This is a genomic window from Pantoea sp. JK, from assembly GCF_026130245.1.
GTDB lineage: Bacteria > Pseudomonadota > Gammaproteobacteria > Enterobacterales > Enterobacteriaceae > Pantoea > Pantoea trifolii.
Genome location: NZ_JAINFN010000007.1, coordinates 222,854 through 243,270, shown reverse-complemented (window position 1 = coordinate 243,270; position 20,417 = coordinate 222,854). Strand labels below are relative to the sequence as shown.

General features: G+C 55.5%; 17 protein-coding genes. 11 read left to right on the top strand and 6 right to left on the bottom strand.

Translation table 11 applies throughout. The annotated features are described in order from the left end of the window. Positions 1-3 precede the first annotated feature (3 nt). Positions 4-2,199: a ferrichrome porin FhuA gene (fhuA, locus tag PanJK_RS16670; protein WP_265301262.1), complete on the bottom strand. Its 2,196-nt coding sequence runs from the start codon at positions 2,197-2,199 to the stop codon at positions 4-6. Between the two features lie 333 nt (positions 2,200-2,532). On the opposite strand from fhuA, the gene PanJK_RS16665 reads away from it, so the two are divergent. Beyond that, on the top strand, positions 2,533-4,359 hold the full coding sequence (locus PanJK_RS16665) for a glycosyltransferase family 25 protein (protein WP_265301261.1): 1,827 nt from the start codon (positions 2,533-2,535) through the stop codon (positions 4,357-4,359). 3 nt (positions 4,360-4,362) lie between these two features. Next, positions 4,363-5,748 (top strand): bifunctional cytidylyltransferase/SDR family oxidoreductase, encoded by a 1,386-nt coding sequence (locus PanJK_RS16660; protein WP_265301259.1) that lies wholly within the window; start codon positions 4,363-4,365, stop codon positions 5,746-5,748. Positions 5,749-5,802: 54 nt separating this feature from the next. On the opposite strand, the gene mrcB is transcribed toward PanJK_RS16660, so the two are convergent. Continuing rightward, entirely contained in the window at positions 5,803-8,328 is a 2,526-nt protein-coding gene (mrcB, locus tag PanJK_RS16655; protein ID WP_265301257.1) for a bifunctional glycosyl transferase/transpeptidase, read from the bottom strand. Positions 8,329-8,426: 98 nt separating this feature from the next. Continuing rightward, positions 8,427-10,901 (bottom strand): ATP-dependent helicase HrpB, encoded by a 2,475-nt coding sequence (gene hrpB / locus PanJK_RS16650; RefSeq protein WP_265301255.1) that lies wholly within the window; start codon positions 10,899-10,901, stop codon positions 8,427-8,429. 36 nt (positions 10,902-10,937) lie between these two features. Here hrpB and thpR point away from each other — a divergent pair, with 36 nt between their 5' ends. From thpR to panD, 9 genes are all read left to right on the top strand, one after another. Next, complete coding sequence (thpR, locus tag PanJK_RS16645) at positions 10,938-11,477, top strand: RNA 2',3'-cyclic phosphodiesterase (protein WP_265301349.1); 540 nt, start codon at positions 10,938-10,940, stop codon at positions 11,475-11,477. Continuing rightward, positions 11,478-12,182 carry a DNA/RNA nuclease SfsA gene (gene sfsA, locus PanJK_RS16640; protein ID WP_265301253.1) on the top strand — a complete coding sequence of 235 codons (705 nt, stop codon included), beginning with the start codon at positions 11,478-11,480 and terminating at the stop codon, positions 12,180-12,182. A gap of 247 nt (positions 12,183-12,429) precedes the next feature. After that, on the top strand, positions 12,430-12,885 hold the full coding sequence (gene dksA, locus PanJK_RS16635) for an RNA polymerase-binding protein DksA (RefSeq protein WP_007888770.1): 456 nt from the start codon (positions 12,430-12,432) through the stop codon (positions 12,883-12,885). A 70-nt stretch (positions 12,886-12,955) separates the two neighbouring features. Then, positions 12,956-13,885 carry a tRNA glutamyl-Q(34) synthetase GluQRS gene (gluQRS, locus tag PanJK_RS16630; protein ID WP_265301251.1) on the top strand — a complete coding sequence of 310 codons (930 nt, stop codon included), beginning with the start codon at positions 12,956-12,958 and terminating at the stop codon, positions 13,883-13,885. A 38-nt stretch (positions 13,886-13,923) separates the two neighbouring features. Then, positions 13,924-15,336 carry a polynucleotide adenylyltransferase PcnB gene (gene pcnB / locus PanJK_RS16625; RefSeq protein WP_217646662.1) on the top strand — a complete coding sequence of 471 codons (1,413 nt, stop codon included), beginning with the start codon at positions 13,924-13,926 and terminating at the stop codon, positions 15,334-15,336. Next, on the top strand, positions 15,333-15,818 hold the full coding sequence (folK, locus tag PanJK_RS16620; protein WP_256695641.1) for a 2-amino-4-hydroxy-6-hydroxymethyldihydropteridine diphosphokinase: 486 nt from the start codon (positions 15,333-15,335) through the stop codon (positions 15,816-15,818). The genes pcnB and folK overlap by 4 nt, the downstream gene beginning before the upstream one ends. Positions 15,819-15,860: 42 nt before the next feature. Further along, entirely contained in the window at positions 15,861-16,655 is a 795-nt protein-coding gene (panB, locus tag PanJK_RS16615; RefSeq protein ID WP_265301248.1) for a 3-methyl-2-oxobutanoate hydroxymethyltransferase, read from the top strand. Between the two features lie 15 nt (positions 16,656-16,670). Further along, a complete protein-coding gene (panC, locus tag PanJK_RS16610) occupies positions 16,671-17,525 on the top strand; it encodes a pantoate--beta-alanine ligase (protein WP_256695639.1) in 855 nt (284 codons plus the stop codon). 41 nt (positions 17,526-17,566) lie between these two features. Beyond that, positions 17,567-17,947: an aspartate 1-decarboxylase gene (gene panD, locus PanJK_RS16605; RefSeq protein ID WP_007888760.1), complete on the top strand. Its 381-nt coding sequence runs from the start codon at positions 17,567-17,569 to the stop codon at positions 17,945-17,947. A 40-nt stretch (positions 17,948-17,987) separates the two neighbouring features. On the opposite strand, the gene PanJK_RS16600 is transcribed toward panD, so the two are convergent. The 3 genes from PanJK_RS16600 to hpt all read right to left on the bottom strand — a co-directional run bounded on the left by PanJK_RS16600 (position 17,988) and on the right by hpt (position 20,410). Beyond that, on the bottom strand, positions 17,988-18,758 hold the full coding sequence (locus tag PanJK_RS16600; protein ID WP_256695638.1) for an ABC transporter permease: 771 nt from the start codon (positions 18,756-18,758) through the stop codon (positions 17,988-17,990). Then, a complete protein-coding gene (locus PanJK_RS16595; protein ID WP_008108526.1) occupies positions 18,755-19,681 on the bottom strand; it encodes an ABC transporter ATP-binding protein in 927 nt (308 codons plus the stop codon). Before PanJK_RS16595 ends, PanJK_RS16600 begins: the two co-directional genes overlap by 4 nt. 192 nt (positions 19,682-19,873) lie before the next feature. Then, on the bottom strand, positions 19,874-20,410 hold the full coding sequence (gene hpt, locus PanJK_RS16590; RefSeq protein ID WP_176970671.1) for a hypoxanthine phosphoribosyltransferase: 537 nt from the start codon (positions 20,408-20,410) through the stop codon (positions 19,874-19,876). Between the last annotated feature and the right edge of the window lie 7 nt (positions 20,411-20,417).

Genomic DNA, 20,417 nt, shown 5'->3' with positions numbered 1-20,417 from the left:
TGATCAGAAGCGGAAAGTCGCAGTACCGACAATCTGACGCTCAGCGCCCCAGTAGCAGGCGTAGTCGCGGTAGCAGCTGGCGACATATTCACGATCGAACAGATTATTGACGTTAACGCCGATGGTGGAGCCCGGCATGCCAAAGCGTGCGAGATCGTATTTCAGCGCGGCATCAACGGTGGTGTAACCGGCGACGTCAAAGTTTTGGTTCTCGTTCGCCGGGTCATTGGCGCTGTAGATACCTTTGCTTTCGCCGACATAACGTACACCTGCACCCAGCGTTACGCCTGAAAGCGCAGTTTCGTGGAAGGTGTAATCACTCCATATCGATGCCATATGCTTCGGCACCTGCACCGGCGTTTTGCCTTTCAGTAAGGTGTCATGCGTATATTCGGCATCGGTATAAGAGTAAGCGGCTGTCAGGTTGATATTGGCATTTATCGCCGCTTTGGCTTCTAACTCCACGCCGCGTGAACGAATTTCACCACCTTGCACGCTGAATTGCAGACTATTGGGATCGGCTGTGAGGTTCTTCGTTTTCGTGAGCTGATAGACCGCACCCGTGATAACAATCGGACGATCTTTTGGCACATATTTCACACCGGCTTCGTACTGCTTAGCGCGTGAAGGATCGAATGTTTGGCCGCTGGATGTGGTACCCGCTGTAGGAATAAACGATTCGCTATAGCTGAAATACGGCGCGATGCCGTTATCAAATACGTAATTCAAACCACCGCGCCAGGTGAAGGCCTGATCGTGGTTTTTCTCTTCTGTATTACCGTTACGGTTCAATGCCGAGGTCATCGCGTAATCATAGCGACCGCCTAATGTCAGCACCCAACGGTTCCACTCCATTTGATCCTGGGAGTAGAGGCCAGTTTGTTCCTGACGGTTTAGATATTGATACGGGAATGGCGTACCGATAACCGCGTCATTGCCATATTGCGGATTGATTGCACTGATCGGTGCGGCGCTACCAAAGGCAGCATCAATATCATTGCGGGTACGCTGATAATCCACGCCCATCAGCAAAGTATGATCCACGGCACCGGTGGCAAATTTAGCTTGAACCTGGTTATCCAACGCAAACTGATTCAGCTTTTCATTAGAAACCGCTGAACCGCGGGTGATTTGCTGTGTAGCGGGAATGAAACCATTGCCATAAATACTGCGATAATCCGTTCTCAGATCCGCATAGCGCAGATTCTGTCGCACCGTCCAGGTATCGTTGAAGCTGTGCTCGAAGTTGTAACCCACCATCTTGGTGTTGCGCGAAATCTTGTTGCTGTCTTCGCCTTCATCAAAGTTGGTCGGCAGCTTGTAACTGCTGCCGTCAGGACGCGTGATGCCCACCACGGTGCCCTGACGCGGCAACCAGCCGTAATAGCCGGTTTCCGGTTCGTTCTGGAAATAGGTCAGCAGATCAAAACGCGTATTCTCATCCGGACGCCAGCTGAACGATGGCGCAATGGTGTAACGCTTCTCTTTGTTCATCTCCTGCTGCGCATCAGCGCTGCGCGCGAGGCCGGTCAGGCGATAGCTGTAAACGCCGTCATCATCCAGCGAGCCGCCGAAGTCGAAACCGGTGGAGAACTGATTATTGGTGCCCATCTGGAACTGCACTTCACGCAGCGTCTCCTGCGTAGGACGCTTACTCACCAGCGACACCACGCCGCCCGGATTGCTCTTGCCGTACAGCACTGAAACCGGACCGCGCAGCAGCTCGGCGCGCTCGAGGAAATAGGGATCGATAGCAAACTCAGAGTAGTTATCGCCCTGCAGTTTCAGGCCATCAAGATATTGATTGGTGTTGGTTTCGCTGAAGCCGCGAATAGAAAGCGCATCGATGACATTGGAGCTACCGCGGTTGCCGGTCAATACGCCAGGCGTATAGTTGAAAGCCCCTTTCACGCTGGTGACGTTTTTCATCGCCATCTCTTCCTGCGTGACCACAGAGATCGACTGCGGGTTCTTCTCAATCGGCGTATCGGTTTTGGTGCCGGTGGCGCTGCGTTTGGCCGCGATGGTTGGCGAAGGGCCCCATGCATTCTCTTGCGCCACGCCGCTGCCACCATCGGCGCTGACAACCACGGTATCTTCTGCCAACGCCTGCACGCTGAACGTACCCAGAGTCAGTGAAATAAGCCAAGCCAGCGAACGCGGGCGGAAAAAACAAGGATTGGTGTTTCGCGTATTCATAAGTGAGGTCTCTCGAAAAAAGTCGATGCAGGCGAATACAAACGAGAATGATTATTATGACGCACGGATTTTAGGCGAAATATCTCCACATTCGCAACGTCTAATGGCCGTTAGCGCGGCGTTTACAGCCAGATCGCGCATATTCATGATCGCGAATAATAAATTAGCGATGAAGCGAGCGCAGGCCACCAATCGGGAAATTACACTGCCGCAAAGCGGAAATTCATTTCATCCCGATTGAGCCATTAATTAAAAATAATCAATAAAATCATTTATTTAAGAATTGGCCCGCTAATTGCTTATGTCATGCATTCTCTTTCTAAAGACATCGTCATGGCCGCTATAAACTGGAACATTGTTGATCGCGTTATCTTCATCAATTTGAAGAAACGCAAAGACCGATTAACCCGCATCACTAAACAGCTTAAAAAGTTAGGTCTAACCGCTGAAAAAATCGTTCGTCTGAATGCGATCAAGCATGAAAAGGGCTACATCGGCTGCACGCAATCGCATATTGCCGCGCTGGAGATGGCACGCGATAACGGCTGGGAGCGGGTGCTGATTCTGGAAGATGACTTCAGCTTTGATGAAAACCAGGCGAATTATGACAATCTCAACCGCTACTTTGCCGCCCTGCCGCAAATCAACTGGCAAGTGGCTTTTCTGGCGGCCAATTATCGCCGCGTCACGCCGTTGAAAAGCGTGGACTATATCGTACGCGCCAACTTCGCGTGGTGCGCCTGCGCGTATATCGCCAATCTCCGCTATTACGCCACGCTGATTGAAAACTATCGCGCAGCGCTGCAGGCACAATTGCAAGGTGGCGCGCAGGCGCAATATGCCCTTGATGTGCACTGGAATAGCCTGATGCAGCAGGATCTGTGGCTGGGCGTGTTCCCCAACGCCGGCGCACAACGGCTCGACAAAAGCGATATCGAAAATAGAACGGTAGATTACCGCGCACTCTTCAGAAAGCCGTTGAGTCAAATTGTTGCGCCCGCCAAATTCACGCCCTCCACTACCGGTCCAATTAAGGTCGATTTTTACTTCCAGTGGCCGCCGGGTTGGACAAATTTTGAATCGGTAATTGAGGCGATGCAGGCCAATCCCGTCTTCGATTGCCGCATCGTGGTGGTGCCTTACCTGAACTGGAAGGCCAGCGATGTTAATGGCGATATTCAGCGTGAAATTCTGCGTGAAAGAGGGCTCGACTATATCGGGTTTGAAGATTATCAGTTGGAGGCGCGTCAGCCGGATGTGGTGTTCCTGCAAAACCCTTACGACGAAGCGCGACCCGAAGCCTTCCGCAGCGACTACTTGCATGAGCGCGGCGTGAAGATCGCTTATATCCCTTACGCGCTCGACACCGGAATTGGCGCTGAAAGTATGGTGTATCAGTATAATTTGCTCTGTCAGAATCTGGCGACGTGGATATTTGCCCGTTCAGAAAAACATAAAGCTGAGTTTGCACTGCAATGTCAGGCAGGAAATCGCCATGTACACGTTACTGGCCATCCTAAATTTGACCACTATCAACGTCGTTTCCCTCTTTCAGATAAGCCGCAGCCACGCACAGTAACCACTTTCCTGTGGACACCGCATTTCGTGCTGCCGGGCGATCAGAAGATGTACACCACTTTCAACCTTTACGGCAGCGCGATCCTGAAGCTGATTGAGCGTCAGAATATTCATCTGATCATTCGCCCTCATCCGCTGCTAAGCCAGTGGATAAATGAAGCCAACTCATCGGCACGTAGCCTTTATCAGCAATTACTTAGCACGGCGCAGCAGCACGCCAATCTGGAGTGGGATCACGGGCATGATTACACCCATACTTTTGCGCGTTCCGATGCACTCATCGCAGACGCCGGCTCTTTCCTGCTGGAATATCTGCCGTCGAAAAAACCCATCCTCTATCTCACCCACGAAACCTGCCACGGTTTAAACCGCACTGCAGATTTCATTTATGACGCCTACGACGTTGCCTGGTGCGAAGAGGATATTTTCACCTTTGTTGACAACATTGTCGCGGGGCGCGATGCAATGAAAATGCGCCGGGAACAGGTGCTGCAAGAGGAACTGCAGATAGAAAAGAAAACGGCGGGCGAGAAGATCGCTGAAATTATTTGTTCATCACTCAGACCGCAAGCGGCGGAATAAAAAATGAAAAATGTAGCCATAATACTTTCTGGCGGTACAGGCACCCGCTTTGGCAGCGACAAGCCGAAACAATTTGCTAAGTTGGCGGGTCGTGCGGTGATTGAATATACCATCGAGCGTTTTGAAACGTCGGTCGACATTGATGAGATTATTATTGTCTCGCAAAATGAGCACATCGATTTTATGTGGGAACTGGTGGCTAAAAATCAGTGGCATAAAGTGAGTAAAGTGGTGAACGGCGGTAAAGAACGTTTTGACTCGACATATTCCGCACTGAAAACCCTTAGCGACTATGACGGTCAATGCAAAATCTTACTGCATGATGCCGTGCGGCCATTAATTAGCGACGCAATCATTCGCAAATGCGTAGATGCCCTGGAATCCTTTGACGCCGTAGATGTGGTGATCCCCTCAGCAGATACCTTAGTAGAAGTACACGATGATGGCTGCATTGCCCATATTCCTCATCGTGCCAGCATGCGTCGTGGCCAGACACCTCAAGCATTTCGTCTGGAGAAAATTCGCCAGGCTTATGAGAAAGCGGCGGCCATAGGTAAGTTTACGTTTACCTGCGACTGCGGCGTGCTGCGTAATATGCTGCCTGAAACGCGTGTTATTACCGTTGAGGGAGATGAAAACAATATCAAAATCACCCATCCACTTGACCTCTATATCGCAGAGAAATTGCTGCAGGAGAAAAGCTCACATTCATTGAATACTGCCAGTCTCGATTTCCTGCGCGATAAGCATATGGTTATTTTTGGTGGCGGTAGTGGAATTGGTCTGGAGATGATGAAAGTTGCCACGCTATGCGGGGCCAAAGTGCATATTGCCAGCCGTTCACATAATGATATCGATATCACTCAGCTCGACAGCATTAAAAACTATTTAAATAACATCATTGCCGAGCATGGCAATATTGATTATATCGTCAACACTGCAGGTGTATTAATTAAGAAACCGCTCTCCACGCTGACTCAGCATGAAGTTATGGCGCTGATTAACATTAATTATCTCGGGGCCGTAAACGTGGCGATTGCGGCAAAAGAGCGCTTAACCAGTAATTCCGGCATGTTATTGAATTTTACATCCAGTTCCTATACGCGCGGACGGGCCTTTTATGCCCTTTACTCCTCTGCAAAAGCTGCGGTAGTCAATTTGACTCAGGCGCTGGCGGAAGAGTGGATTGAGGATAAGGTCAAAGTGAACTGCATTAATCCTGAGCGTACCGCAACGCCAATGAGAACCGTTAATTTTGGCGAGGAACCGGCAGAATCACTGTTACATGCGCGAGACGTTGCAGTAAAAAGCCTGGAAGTTCTGGTGACGCAAAGCACTGGTATGGTTATTGATATTCGTAAAAGTAACTGCAAGAACCAGCCCCGCTGACCACCTATCCCAATGAAAAAGGGCGCCGCAGCGCCCTTTGTATTTTTCGGCAAGTTATTTGCTGCCGAACATATCCTTAATCCAACCCGCGACGCCGTCAGAATCTTTCTGCTCATTCTGTGGCTGTTGCTGCTGTTGCTGCTGCTCTTGTTGCTGCTGCAACTGCTGCTGCTGAACCTGCTGTTGCTGCTGCTGACACAGCGCATTCGGATCCAGCGACCACACCGGCAGCGAACGCCATGTGCTGCTGCCGCTACCGCAAACGAAGTTACCGGCAGAATCGACGTTCATCTGCGTGATATCTTCCGGCGGCGTCAGCACCAGCGGCATCGGCGCCTGGTTGTCGAGATAACGACGATAAAGCTGCATCGCACCGCTGGCACCGTACAGTTTCGAGGTTTGGTTGTTATCACGACCAACCCAGGTAATCGCCACTTCTTTGCCATCGACACCGGCGAACCAGCTGTCGATCAGGTCATTGGTGGTACCGGTTTTGCCCGCCAGATGCGCTTTCGGATATCGTGCACCCAGCGCACGCGCGGTACCGTGATCGGCGACCTGCTGCATGGTGTAGAGCGTGAGATACGCGGCCTGCGCTGGTTCGACGCGCTGCGCCTGCGGATAGCTCTGATACAGCACCGTGCCATCCTCGGCAATCACTGAACGCACCGCCGACAGCTCAGCGCGGTTACCGCCGCTGGCAATCGACTGGAACGCCTGCGCCACCTCAATCGGCGTTAGGTTCAGTGCACCCAGCAGCATGGATGGTACCGGATGCAGCTGATCTTTCGGCACGCCGAGTTTGTTCCAGGTATCGACCACCGCATCCAGTCCCAGCGTCATACCGAGGTTGACGGTTGGCACGTTCATCGAGTTGGTCAACGCATCCACCAGCATCACTTTGCCGCTGAAACGACGATCGTCATTCATCGGTTTCCAGATGGTGCCATTCGGCTGTTTCAGCGCAATCGGCTCATCGGCGATCCAGCTGTTGAGGCGATAGCTGTTCGGCTGACTCAGCGCGGTGAGATAGGTCGCCGGTTTTGCCAGCGAGCCAATCGAACGACGCGCCTGCAATGCGCGGTTGTAACCGGCAAACTGCGGATCGGCACCGCCAACCATGGCGCGCACTTCACCACTGAAGCGGTCAACCACCACCATCGCGGTTTCCAGATCTTTCAGTCCCCGCTGTTTTTTCAGCGTAGGAATGCCTTCCACCACCGCTTTCTCAGCGGCATCCTGCGAGATCGCATCCAGCGTGGTGAAAATCTTCACGCCAGAGAGATCTTTCATTTTGTCGCCGAGCTTAGCCTGCAGCTCGTTACGCACCATCTGCATAAACGCCGGCTGTGGCGTGATCACGCCGCCTTTAGGCTGCACGCCCAGCGGACGCGCCGACAACATGTCATACAGTTCCTGATCGATGACGTTCTGCTGCTGCAACAAACGCAGCACCAGGTTACGTCGCTCCAGCGCCAGTTTCGGATTACGCCACGGATTGTACAGCGACGCGCCTTTCACCATGCCAACCAGCATCGCCTGCTGATCGAGGCTCAGCTCATCCACCGGACGACCAAAGTAATACAGACTCGCCAGCGGGAAGCCGCGGATCTGATCGTTACCGGTCTGGCCGAGATACACCTCATTGAGATACAGCTCGAGGATGCGATCTTTGCTGTAGCGCGCATCCATGATCACCGCCATATAGGCTTCACGTGCTTTACGCCACAGCGAACGCTCGTTGGTGAGGAACAGGTTTTTCACCAGCTGCTGCGTCAGCGTACTGCCGCCCTGCACCGCTTTACCGGCGGTGATGTTGGCGAGGAACGCTCGACCAATCGAATACGGGCTAATGCCGTCGTGCTCGTAGAAGTGACGGTCTTCGGTGGCGATCAAGGTGCTAACCAGCAGATCCGGGAAACCGGCGCGCGGCACGAACAGACGCTGTTCACCGTTCGGCGACTGCAACATGGTGATCAGGCGCGGATCGAGGCGGAAGAAGCCAAAATCACGGCCGGTATCGAGGTTTTTAATCTCGCTCAGCTCATCGTTGCTAAACGTCAGACGCGCGTTGATCTGCCCTTCTTTGCTGTCCGGGAAATCAAACGGACGACGCAGCAGGTCAATGGTGTTGCCTTTGACGCTAAACTCGCCCGGACGGGTGATGCGCGACACTTCGCGATACTGCGTGCCTTCCAGCAGCGCAATCATCTCTTTTTTGTCGTACGACATGCCCGGTTCGAGGTTAACCATGCGGCCATAAACGGCGGCCGGCAGTTGCCACACTTTACCGTCGATGCGGCTGCGGATTTCCGAGTCGAGATAGACGCCCCAGGCGGCCATCACTACCACAAAGACCAGGAAGAGTTTAATCAACCAGCCTAACCAGCGACGTTTGCCGCGTGGCGGACGTTTTTTACTTTTTGGTGGCACCGGTCCACTCTCCTCATCTTCTTCATCAAAATCGTCCTGATCGATATCATCATCAAGTTCCCTGCGGCGACCCCGACGCGCAGTGCTGCGCGGCGGCTTTGGCGCTTTTCCTTTGCGCCCAATAGGTTCGCGATCGTTCCCAGACATGCTTTTATTCTCCAGGCATTACTACGGCGGCGGCCGTTACTCTAACTGCTTTCTCGTGCTGCGCATGGCAGAACCCTCTGAATTCGATCCACAGCGTTTCACGATGAAAATTTCTTGGTCCGCCTTGTGGGTAAGGCGTTGGCCGGATCGTCCGGCCACGGATGCTTTGGATAGCGCCCTTTCATCTCTTTCTGCACTTCGGGATAGGCACCGCGCCAGAACGCCGCGAGGTCGCGGGTGATCTGCAACGGACGGTGCGCGGGCGAGAGCAGCTCTAATACCAGCGGTACGCGGCCATCGGCCACCGCCGGATTCTGTGCTTCGCCAAACATCTCCTGAATCCGCACCGCCAGCGCGGGTGGCTTCTCGGCATCGTAGCGGATCGGCAGGCGGCTTCCGGTCGGCACAGTGTAATGAGTTGGCAGCACAGTATCCAGCCGCTGACGTTGTGACCATGTCAGCAAATGTAATAATGCGCTGACAAGATTGATGCTCTGCAATCCTTTCAGATCGCGCACCGCAATCATCTCCGGCAACAGCCAGCTTTCAAGCGTATCGAGCAGGCTCTCATCGTCCAGCGGCGGCCACGCCTCTTCCGGCAACCACTGCGTGGCACAATGCACCCGCAAGCGTAGCTGCTCAGCGTCTTCTTTCCAGCCCAGCACCGACAATCCTTTTTCACGGATCCAGCGCAGCATCGCCGGATGCAATATTTCCGCTTCCGGACGCGCCTGCGGCTGTGCTTTCAGGACCAGCGCACCAATGAGTTCGCGCTTCCACGCGCGCATGGTGCCTTTCTCCTCGTCCCACTCCACGTCGGTGCGCTGCTCAACTAAGGTTGGAGACGCTCGGCGTAACGCGTCGATATCCACCGGCAGCGCCAGCAACATGCGCGCATCAGCGGCGCTGGCGCCCTGCAGCAGCGTCGGCGCAATCAGCCACTCATAGCGGCTCAAACCATCTTGTTCGTTGAGCATCGCGCCAATGCCATTCGCCAGCTGATAACGCGCACTGTCGCCACGACGCTGCGCCAGACGATCGGCAAAACCGGCGGCCAGCAGCTGCGGGAACAAGTCGGGATTAATGCTGCCGCCACTGGCGTTGAGGCGTTTCTGCCACTGACGCGCACGGCGCTGCCAGTGCGACTGCGGATGATTAAGCGCATCACGCAAATCAACGCTGCCACTGCGTGGAGGATCTTCCAGAATCGCCACCAACAGCGCGGCGCTGGCGATGGCATCGTTGTTTTGCCCGGCGGCCACCAGAATCGCGCTCAGGCGCGGATCGCTGCCCAGCGCCGCCATCTTGCGACCGCGTGCGTTAAGTTGGTGATTCTCCAGCGCGCCGAGCTGCGTTAACCGCTCGCACGCCGCACGCAAGTTGCGCGGCGGCGGCGCATCAAGCCAGGTCAGCTGCGTCGCATCCTGACAACCCCATTGCAGCAGATCGATCTGCAGCGAGGTCAAATCGCTCTGGAGAATTTCCGGTTCGCTCTGCGCTGCTGCGCGCAGCGCCTGCTCTTGCGGCAGCAAATGCAGGCAGATGCCCGGTTCTAATCGCCCGGCACGTCCGGCACGCTGCGTCATTGATGCCTGGCTGATGCGCTGCGTTTGCAGCCGCGTCACGCCGCTGCGCACGTCAAACTGCGCCGAGCGCTCCAGCGCACTATCGACCACTAATCGGATACCTTCGATGGTCAAACTGGTTTCAGCGATGTTGGTCGCCAGCACCACTTTGCGCCGGCCCGCCGGAGACGGCAGGATGGCGCGGCGTTGCGCCTCCAGCGACAGCGCGCCATATAAAGGAGAGAGATCCACCTCGTCACCGACCCGCGCTTCCAGTTCGCGCTTCACTCTTTCAATTTCTGCCACGCCGGGCAGGAACAGCAGCAGCGATCCTGACTCGTCGCGCAGCAGTTGTGCCACCTCGCGCGCCACCGCTTCCTCAAAACGTTGTTGAGTGTTGAGTGAGACATAGCGTCGCGTGACCGGGAAGCTGCGGCCTTCCGAGACAACAAAAGGCGCATCCGGCAGCAATTGACGCAAACGTTGATTGTCGAGCGTTGCCGACATTAGCAGGATTTTCAGATCGTCGCGCAATCCTTGCTGCACATCGAGCAGCAGCGCCAGCGCGAGGTCGGCCTGCAGGCTGCGCTCGTGGAATTCATCAAGGATCACCAGCGAAACGCCTTCCAACATCGGATCGCGCTGCAACATGCGCGTCAAAATGCCTTCGGTGACCACTTCGAGGCGCGTGTTGGCACCGCAGCAGTTTTCACCGCGCATGCGATAGCCAACGGTGCCGCCCGGCTGCTCGCCAAGCAGTTCCGCCAGACGCTGCGCCACGTTGCGTGCCGCCAGCCGACGCGGCTCCAGCATGATGATGCGGCCGGACAATTGGGCGTGTTTTAGCAGCTGTAACGGCAGCCAGGTGGATTTACCTGCGCCGGTCGGCGCCGCCAGCAACACCTGCGGCGACTGCACCAGCGCGGCCAGCAACGCAGGCAGCACCTCGCTTACCGGTAACTCACTCAAACTCAACTCCCAAAATGCCTGTGCTAAGATGGCGCGCATTGTAGCACTCTGAGGCGCGGATTACCGGAGGCCAACCTGGCAACGCAACGTCTGTTTTTTGCTCTTGAACTGCCCGCTCCGCTCCAGCAACAGCTGGTACAGTGGCGCGCGGATAATTTTTCTGCCGAAGCCGGGAAACCGGTGGCGGCGGCCAACCTGCATCTGACGCTGGCGTTTCTCGGCGAGGTTAGCGATGAGACCTCACGTAAGCTGCAGCTGCTGGCCTCACGCATCGAACAGCCGGGTTTTTCCCTTGATTTGAATGACGCCGGTCACTGGCCGCGTCCCGGCGTGGTGTGGCTCGGCTGCCAGCGTGCACCGCGCGGATTACTGCAACTCGCCAGCCTGCTGCGTGCGCAAGCGGCGCGTCATGGCTGCGTGCAGAGCCCGCAACCGTTTCATCCGCACGTCACGCTGTTGCGCCACGCGGCACCACAGATCGCGTTACCGCCGCGCGGCTTTCACTGGCGCGCCGATATCCGCCATTTTGCGCTGTTCGCTTCGAACGTCACGCGCGGCCGCACGCGTTATCAGGCGCTGGCCCGCTGGCCGCTACTATCATCCACAGGAGAGTAAATGGAGTTCGATCCGCCACTCAAACCCGCCCGCTTGATCGCCCGTTACAAACGCTTTTTAGCCGATGTGGTTACGCCAGAAGGTGAAACGCTGACCATTCACTGCGCCAATACCGGCGCGATGACCGGCTGCGCCACGCCAGGCGATACCGTGTGGTATTCGACGTCCAACAGTGCCACGCGAAAATATCCGCACAGCTGGGAGCTCACCGAGACCCAGCAAGGCCACTGGATCTGCGTCAATACGCTGCGCGCTAATCAGCTGGTGCGCGAAGCGCTGACGCTCGATACCATTCCGGAATTATCCGCTTACAGCCGCTGCCAGCCTGAAGTGAAATACGGCACGGAAAAAAGCCGAATTGATTTCCTGCTGCAAGCGGGTGGCCGATCGAACTGCTATATTGAAGTCAAGTCCGTCACCCTTTTACAAGCAGGTAAAGGCTATTTTCCGGATGCGGTGACGGCTCGTGGACAGAAACATCTGCGCGAATTGAGCTCTATCGTGGCAGAAGGTCATCGAGCCGTTTTGTTGTTCGCAGTTTTGCATACGGGGATTGAGGACGTTTCCCCGGCACGCCATATCGACGTGCACTACGCAGAACTACTGGAACAGGCGCAGCGTTGTGGTGTGGAAGTTTTGGCGTATCAAGCTCAAATTTCACCGTTAAAGATATTACTGACGCATCCGATTAACGTAGCGTTGTAATATTTATAGCAATTTGGTGTGATAGGAATGTTCTGGGCGAGGCGCTGAATACGCGATTGTTCAGAGGCTTGTCAAGTAGTGGTCAGGAATAATTGCCAACCTTGATTGCTTCTGCTATTTATAGCGGCCTGTTTTTTTCCCTTTATGGGAATCGATAAGCCCTAAATCGTTCGGGTTGTAGGCACACAGTCAACGCACATGCAACTTGACGTATTTAGGGAAGTGCGTGTTATCCAGGAGAAACAACATGCAAGAAGGGCAAAACCGTAAAACATCGTCCCTGAGTATCCTCGCCATCGCTGGAGTTGAGCCTTATCAGGTGAAACCGGGCGAAGAGTATATGAACGACGCCCAGCTAGGCCATTTCCGTAAAATTCTGGAAGCCTGGCGCAACCAACTTCGGGATGAAGTAGATCGCACTGTGTCACATATGCAGGACGAAGCTGCTAACTTCCCGGATCCGGTCGACCGTGCCGCGCAGGAAGAAGAGTTCAGCCTGGAATTGCGTAACCGCGATCGTGAGCGCAAACTCATTAAAAAGATTGAGAAAACGCTCAAGAAAGTGGATGACGACGATTTCGGTTACTGCGACTCCTGCGGTGTAGAAATTGGTATTCGCCGCCTTGAAGCGCGTCCGACTGCCGATCTCTGCATTGACTGCAAAACGCTGGCAGAAATCCGCGAGAAGCAGATGGCTGGCTAATGGCCGTGAGCAAATTGCTACCGCACAGCCGGGGAAATCCCTGTTTTCCCGACGTGCGGTACACTTCGTTATGAATCCTTCACTCTGCATTGGGCGTTTCGCTCCCTCTCCTTCGGGTGACCTCCATTTTGGTTCGCTGATTGCTGCATTAGGCAGTTACCTGAGCGCGCGCGCGCAACAGGGACGCTGGCTGGTGCGCATTGAAGATACCGATCCCCCACGTGAAGTTCCCGGTGCCGCAACGCGTATTTTGCAGCAGCTGGAACATTATGGTCTGCATTGGGATGGCGAGGTTTTGTGGCAGTCACAGCGCCACGACGCCTATCGCGCCGCGCTGAGCTGGTTGCAAACGCATCGTCAAAGTTACTTCTGCACCTGCACGCGCAGCCGTATTCAGCAGCTGGGCGGCTTTTATGATGGTCACTGCCGCGATTTGCAGTTGCCGCCTGACAACGCCGCGCTGCGCCTGCGTCAACATGCGCCGGTTAACGGCTTTAACGATCGCCTGCGCGGCCATTTGCAGGCCGAACCGCAGCTGGCGCAGGAAGATTTTATTATCCATCGCCGTGATGGGCTGTTTGCCTACAACCTCGCGGTGGTGGTCGATGACCATTTTCAGGGCGTGACGGAGATCGTGCGCGGCGCGGATTTGATTGAGCCAACGGTACGCCAGATTGCCTTGTATCAGCAGTTTGCCTGGCCAGTGCCGGATTATCTGCATTTGCCGCTGGCGGTCAATCGCGATGGCCATAAGCTTTCCAAGCAGAATCATGCGCCGGCGCTGCCCGATGGTGATGCGCGGCCGCTATTGGTGCAAGCCTTGCGCTTTCTTGGCCAGCCGGTTTCACCAGGCTGGCAGGATGAATCGCTGGAAAGCCTGTTGAAACAGGCGGTGGCACAGTGGAATATCCGCCTGATTCCGTTGCAGAACGGTCTCAAAGAGGATGAAACGACATCACCATTCCTAAATGGTTCTCAACAGGCTATGATTAGCCGCTGATTTTATTAACACCCTTTTTCTCACTGTCGAGGTGTCCCATTTTTACCCGAGTCGCTAATTTTTGCCGGAGAGTCCTCAAGCGTGATGAGGAGGCGCCTGAAGAGGTGGAAGCTGAAAGTCCTGGTCAGATGACTGTCATTCCACGAGAAAGCCACAACATCTCACGCAAAGATATCAGCGAAAACGCCCTCAAAGTGCTCTATCGCCTGAACAAAGCCGGATTCGAAGCCTACCTGGTGGGCGGCGGCGTGCGCGATTTGCTGCTCGGCAGCAAGCCGAAAGACTTTGATATCACCACCAACGCCACGCCTGAACAGATGCGTAAGCTGTTCCGCAACTGCCGTTTGGTCGGTCGTCGTTTTCGTCTGGCGCATGTGATGTTCGGTCCGGAAGTGATCGAAGTCGCCACCTTCCGTGGCCATCATCATGAAGAGAGCGAAGAAGATCGCAACAGCTCGCAGCGCGGCCAAAACGGCATGCTGCTGCGTGACAACATTTTCGGCAGCATTGAAGACGATGCCCAGCGCCGCGATCTCACCATTAACAGCCTCTATTACAGCGTGGCCGATTTCACCGTACGTGATTACGTCGGTGGCTTGCACGATCTGCACGAAGGCATCATTCGCATGATTGGCGACCCGGAAACCCGCTATCGCGAAGATCCGGTGCGTATGCTGCGCGTGGTGCGCTTCGCCGCTAAGCTGCAGATGCGTATCGCGGCTGAAACTGCCGAGCCAATCCCGCGTCTGGCGACGCTGCTGAATGACATTCCGCCAGCGCGTATGTTTGAAGAGTCGCTCAAGCTGCTGCAGGCCGGTTACGGCTACCGCACCTATCAGATGATGCGTGAATATCAGCTGTTCCAGCCGCTGTTCCCAACGCTGACGCGCGGTTTCACCGCCGAAAGCGACAGCCTGATGGAACGTATGGTGGCGCAGGTACTGAAAAATACCGACACCCGCATTCAGAATGATATGCGCGTCAATCCGGCCTTCCTGTTTGCCGCGATGTTCTGGTATCCGCAGCTGGAATCCGCCGAACGCATTGCGCAGGAAAGCGGCCTGACCTATTACGATGCTTTCGCCCTGTCGATGAACGAAACGCTGGACGAAGCCTGCCGCGCGCTGGCGATTCCAAAACGTATCACAACGCTGATTCGTGATATCTGGCAGCTGCAGCTGCGCATGTCGCGTCGTCACGGCAAGCGTGCGTGGAAGCTGATGGAGCATCCTAAGTTCCGTGCCGCTTACGATTTGATGGCGCTGCGTGCCGACGTGGAAAACAATCCTGAGCTGCAAAAGCTGACGCATTGGTGGGGCGAGTTCCAGGCGGCGGCACCGGTGCAGCAGAAAACCATGATGACCACGCTGGGCGACGATCCGGCACCGCGCCGCAAACCGCGCCGTCCGCGTCGCCGTCCAACCGGGCCGCGCACTAACAGCCCGCAATGACCCGCGTTTACCTCGCTTTAGGCAGTAATCTGGCCGATCCGCTGCATCAGGTTGATGCAGCGTTGGCCGCGCTAGACGCCATTCCGCACACTTCGCGCATCGCCACGTCATCGCTGTATCGCACACCGCCGTACGGTCCGCCGGATCAACCCGATTACCTTAATGCGGTGGTGGCGCTGGAAACTGCACTGGAGGCCGATGCGCTGCTCGATCATACCCAGCGCATTGAGCTGGAGCACGGTCGCGTGCGCAAAGCCGAACGCTGGGGACCGCGCACGCTGGATCTCGATATCATGCTGTTTGGCAGCGAAACCATTTCCACGCCGCGTCTGACCGTGCCGCATTACGACATGCACAATCGCGCCTTTATGCTGGTGCCGCTGCTGGAGATTGCCCCGCAATTGTCGCTGCCGAACGGGCAAGCTTTATCTGCCATTCTTGCCACTCTGGATCGCAGCGCTATCCGTTTGTGGTCTGAGTAAGCCGTAGTACACTGCGCGCATCAGAAAACTCTGGAGCGTGTGATGAAACCAACAACCCTCTCCCATTTACGCCAACTCAAAACCAGCGGCCGCAAATTTGCCACGCTGACGGCGTACGACTTCAGTTTTGCCCGCCTGTTTGCCGATGAAGGCATTCAGGTGATGCTGATTGGTGATTCGCTCGGCATGACCGTGCAGGGCCACGAATCGACCTTGCCGGTCACCGTGGACGATATCGCCTATCACACCGCCGCCGTGCGCCGTGGCGCGCCGCTGGCGCTGCTGATGGCCGATCTGCCGTTTATGAGTTACGCCACGCCGGAACAGACGTTCACTAACGCCGCACAGCTGATGCGCGCGGGCGCCAATATGGTGAAGCTGGAAGGTGGCGAGTGGCTGGCGGAAACCGTGCGTATGCTCACCGAGCGCGCCGTGCCGGTGTGCGGCCATTTGGGCCTGACGCCGCAATCGGTGAACATCTTCGGTGGCTATAAAGTGCAGGGCCGCGATGAAGCCGCCGCTGAACGTCTGCTGGCCGATGCGCTGGCGCTGGAAGCCGCCGGTATGCAGCTGCTGGTGCTGGAGTGCGTGCCGGTGGCGCTGGCGGAACGCGTCACCAAAGCGCTGTCGGTGCCGGTGATCGGCATCGGTGCGGGCAACGTCACTGACGGCCAGATTCTGGTGATGCATGACGCCTTTGGCATTACCGGCGGCCACATTCCCAAATTTGCCAAAAATTTCCTCGCTGAAACCGGCGACATTCGCGCGGCGATTCGCCAATATATCGCCGACGTTGAAGCGGGCCGCTACCCTGCCGCTGAACACAGTTTCCAGTAAATCAGGAGATTTGCAGTGCTGATCATTGAAACACTGCCGATGCTGCGTCGTGAAATTCGTCGCTGGCGTCAGGCAGGCAAACGTATCGCGCTGGTGCCCACTATGGGCAACCTGCACGACGGTCATCTGACGTTGGTCGATGAAGCGCGTGAGCGCGCCGACGTTGTAGTGGTCTCGATTTTCGTTAACCCGATGCAGTTTGATCGTCCCGACGATCTGGCGCGCTATCCGCGCACGCTGCAGGACGATTGCGAGAAGCTGAATCGTCATAGCGTGGATCTGGTGTTCGCACCCGCGCCCGCGGATGTCTATCCAAAAGGCCTTGATAGCCAAACCTTCGTGGAAGTGCCGGGTTTATCATCGCTGCTGGAAGGGGCCAGCCGTCCAGGACATTTCCGTGGCGTCTCTACCATCGTCAGCAAACTGTTTAATCTGGTGCAGCCTGACATCGCCTGCTTTGGCGAGAAGGATTTTCAGCAGCTGGCAATCATCCGCAAGATGGTGGCGGATATGGGCTTCGATATCGAGATTGTGGGCGTGCCAACGGTGCGCGCGAAAGATGGCCTGGCGCTGAGTTCGCGCAATGGCTATCTCACCGCCGACGAGCGTAACATCGCCGCCGGTCTCAGCCAGGTGATGAACAGCATGGCCGAACGTCTGAGCAACGGCGAGCGCCATGTCGAAGAAATTATTGAGCACGCGGAAGTGGCGTTGCGTGAGAAGGGTTTCCGTCCGGATGGACTGGCGATTTGCGATGCCGAAACCTTACAAGCGCTCAACGTGGACAGCCAGCGCGCGGTGATTCTGATGGCCGCATGGCTTGGTAATGCGCGTCTGATTGATAATCAGCAAGTGGATCTGACGGAGTAGTTTTCCGTCGTTTATTGGCAGCTTAACAAGGTTAGACAGTTATGATTCGCACCGTACTTCAAGGCAAACTGCATCGCGTTAAAGTCACTCAGGCAGATTTGCATTACGAAGGTTCCTGCGCCATTGACCAGGATTTCCTCGACGCCTCTGGCATTCTGCAATACGAAGCCATCGACATCTACAACGTCACCAACGGTCAGCGTTTTTCCACCTACGCGATTGCCGCTGAACGTGGCTCGAAGATTATCTCAGTCAACGGTGCCGCCGCGCGTTGCGCCTGCGCCGGCGATATCATGATCATCTGCTCTTACGTGCAGGTAGAAGATGAAGTCGCGCGCAGCTGGCAGCCGAAAGTCGCCTACTTTGAAGGCGATAACGAAATGAAGCGCCTCGCCAAAGCGTTACCGGTTCAGGTCGCCTGATATAACAAGGGCGCGGTTTTTATACCGCGCCCTTGTTTTTTTACGTCCGCAATCCTCTGCCACGCTGAATCAACGAATACACCAACACATAAAACACCACGATAAAGGCGATCAGCACCGACAGGGTAAACACCAACGGCACATCGTTAATGCCGAGGAAACCGTAACGGAAGCCGCTGATCATATACACCACCGGATTCAGCTTCGACACCGCTTGCCAGAACGGTGGCAGCAACGTCAGCGAATAGAACACGCCGCCGAGGTAGGTTAACGGCGTCAGCACGAAGGTCGGAATCAGGCTGATATCGTCAAAAGTGCGCGCAAATACCGCATTCAGCAGGCCCGCCAGCGAGAACAGAATCGCCGTCAGCAGCAGCGTCACCGCTACCATCGACCACGAATGCACGTGGAACGGCACGAAGAACAGCGAAATCGCGGTCACCAAAATCCCCACGCACACGCCGCGCGCCACGCCGCCGCCGACATAACCGGCGATGATGATGTGGGTTGGTACCGGCGCCACCAGCAGCTCTTCGATGTTGCGCTGGAACTTGGCGCTAAAGAACGATGACGCCACGTTGGCGTAAGCGTTGGTGATCACCGCCATCATGATCAGGCCCGGCACGATAAACTGCATGTAGCTGAAACCGTGCATATCGCCGATGCGTGAACCAATCAGGTTGCCGAAGATGATGAAGTAGAGCGTCATGGTGATCACCGGCGGCACCAGCGTCTGAATCCAGATCCGGGCGAAGCGGTTAATCTCTTTGCTCCAGATGCTCTTGAGCGCCACCCAATACAAGTGCGTCATGCTTTCACTCCTGTTTTTCCCTGTGTCAGGCTGACGAACAGCTCCTCAAGGCGGTTCGCTTTATTGCGCATGCTCAGCACCTGCACGCCCTGCGCGCTCAGCTGGCTGAACACGCTGTTGAGACCTTGCTCGCGCATCACTTCCACTTCCAGCGTAGAGGTATCGACCAGACGATACTGGAAGCCCTCCAGCTGCGGCAGCGGGCTGCGCGGTGCCAGATCAAGAATAAAGGTTTCGGATTGCAGCTTAGAGAGCAATCCCTTCATTGAGGTGTTTTCCACCAGCTCGCCGCTCTGAATAATGCCAATGTTGCGGCACAGCATCTCCGCCTCTTCCAGATAGTGCGTGGTGAGGATGATGGTGGTGCCTTTGATATTCAGCTCTTTCAGGAAACTCCACATCGAACGGCGCAGTTCGATATCCACGCCCGCGGTCGGTTCGTCGAGGATCAGCAGCTTCGGCTCATGCATCAGCGCACGCGCGATCATCAGACGACGCTTCATACCGCCCGAAAGCATGCGCGCACGTTCGTTGCGTTTGCCCCACAGATCGAGCTGATTGAGGTATTTTTCCGCGCGTTTATTGGCTTCGGCACGTTCAACGCCGTAGTAACCGGCCTGATTGACCACAATCTGCATCACGGTTTCAAACGGGTTGAAGTTGAACTCCTGCGGCACCAGCCCGAGCTGACGCTTGGCGTTGACCACGTCTTTTTGCAGGTCATAGCCAAACACGCGCACGCTACCGCCGGTTTTATTCACTAACGAGCTGATAATACCGATGGTGGTGGATTTTCCGGCGCCGTTTGGCCCCAGCAGAGCGTAAAAATCGCCGGCTTCCACGTTGAGATCGAGTCCTTTCAGCGCCTGAACGCCGCCGGGATAGGTTTTGGTCAGCCCGGAAATTTCCAGTGCATATGTCATTGCGAATCCATACCTTGTTGTAGAGACATCAAAGGCCTATGAAAATGGTAATGCGCACGAACGATGTCGCGGTCATTAACATTAAGAAATCAATGGAGTTTAGCAGAGAGTGAAGCCAGCCCCTAAGTCGTTGACTCACGGGCTGCGCAGTGTATCGCAGGCGGGGGAGATTAGCCTTGGACGATTGTGCGGTTATTCACCGGTCGGGATAACTTTGCCGATATACGGCAGATGGCGATAGCGCTGAGCGTAATCAATACCAAAGCCCACCACGAACTCATCGGGAATGGTGAAGCCCACGTATTCGACGGTGACGTCCACTTCGCGGCGCTCGGGCTTATCCAGCAAAGTACAAATCGCCAGTGACTTTGGCTCGCGCAGGCGCAGAATCTCACGCACTTTGCTCAGCGTGTTGCCGGAATCGATGATGTCTTCCACGATCAGCACATCTTTGCCACGAATATCTTCATCGAGATCTTTGAGGATTTTCACATCGCGGCTGCTCGACATACCGCTGCCGTAGCTTGACGCAGTCATAAAGTCGACTTCATGCGGCACGTCGATGGCGCGGCACAGATCGGCCATAAACATAAAGGAGCCGCGCAGCAAACCCACCAGCACCATTTCGCTGCCGCTGTCGCGGTAGTGCTCGTTAATCTGCTTGCCCAGTTCGGCAATTCGGGTTGCGATCTCTTGCTCGGAGATCATCACGTCGACGGTATGTTTCATTGCATGC

Excerpts from the sequence above, each read along its gene's own strand:
- fhuA (WP_265301262.1), bottom strand. The coding sequence starts at position 2,199 with ATGAATACGCGAAACACCAATCCTTGTTTTTTCCGCCCGCGTTCGCTG.
- PanJK_RS16665 (WP_265301261.1), top strand. The coding sequence starts at position 2,533 with ATGGCCGCTATAAACTGGAACATTGTTGATCGCGTTATCTTCATCAAT.
- PanJK_RS16660 (WP_265301259.1), top strand. The coding sequence starts at position 4,363 with ATGAAAAATGTAGCCATAATACTTTCTGGCGGTACAGGCACCCGCTTT.
- mrcB (WP_265301257.1), bottom strand. The coding sequence starts at position 8,328 with ATGTCTGGGAACGATCGCGAACCTATTGGGCGCAAAGGAAAAGCGCCA.
- hrpB (WP_265301255.1), bottom strand. The coding sequence starts at position 10,901 with ATGCGCGCCATCTTAGCACAGGCATTTTGGGAGTTGAGTTTGAGTGAG.
- sfsA (WP_265301253.1), top strand. The coding sequence starts at position 11,478 with ATGGAGTTCGATCCGCCACTCAAACCCGCCCGCTTGATCGCCCGTTAC.
- dksA (WP_007888770.1), top strand. The coding sequence starts at position 12,430 with ATGCAAGAAGGGCAAAACCGTAAAACATCGTCCCTGAGTATCCTCGCC.
- gluQRS (WP_265301251.1), top strand. The coding sequence starts at position 12,956 with ATGAATCCTTCACTCTGCATTGGGCGTTTCGCTCCCTCTCCTTCGGGT.
- folK (WP_256695641.1), top strand. The coding sequence starts at position 15,333 with ATGACCCGCGTTTACCTCGCTTTAGGCAGTAATCTGGCCGATCCGCTG.
- panB (WP_265301248.1), top strand. The coding sequence starts at position 15,861 with ATGAAACCAACAACCCTCTCCCATTTACGCCAACTCAAAACCAGCGGC.
- panD (WP_007888760.1), top strand. The coding sequence starts at position 17,567 with ATGATTCGCACCGTACTTCAAGGCAAACTGCATCGCGTTAAAGTCACT.
- PanJK_RS16600 (WP_256695638.1), bottom strand. The coding sequence starts at position 18,758 with ATGACGCACTTGTATTGGGTGGCGCTCAAGAGCATCTGGAGCAAAGAG.
- PanJK_RS16595 (WP_008108526.1), bottom strand. The coding sequence starts at position 19,681 with ATGACATATGCACTGGAAATTTCCGGGCTGACCAAAACCTATCCCGGC.
- hpt (WP_176970671.1), bottom strand. The coding sequence starts at position 20,410 with ATGAAACATACCGTCGACGTGATGATCTCCGAGCAAGAGATCGCAACC.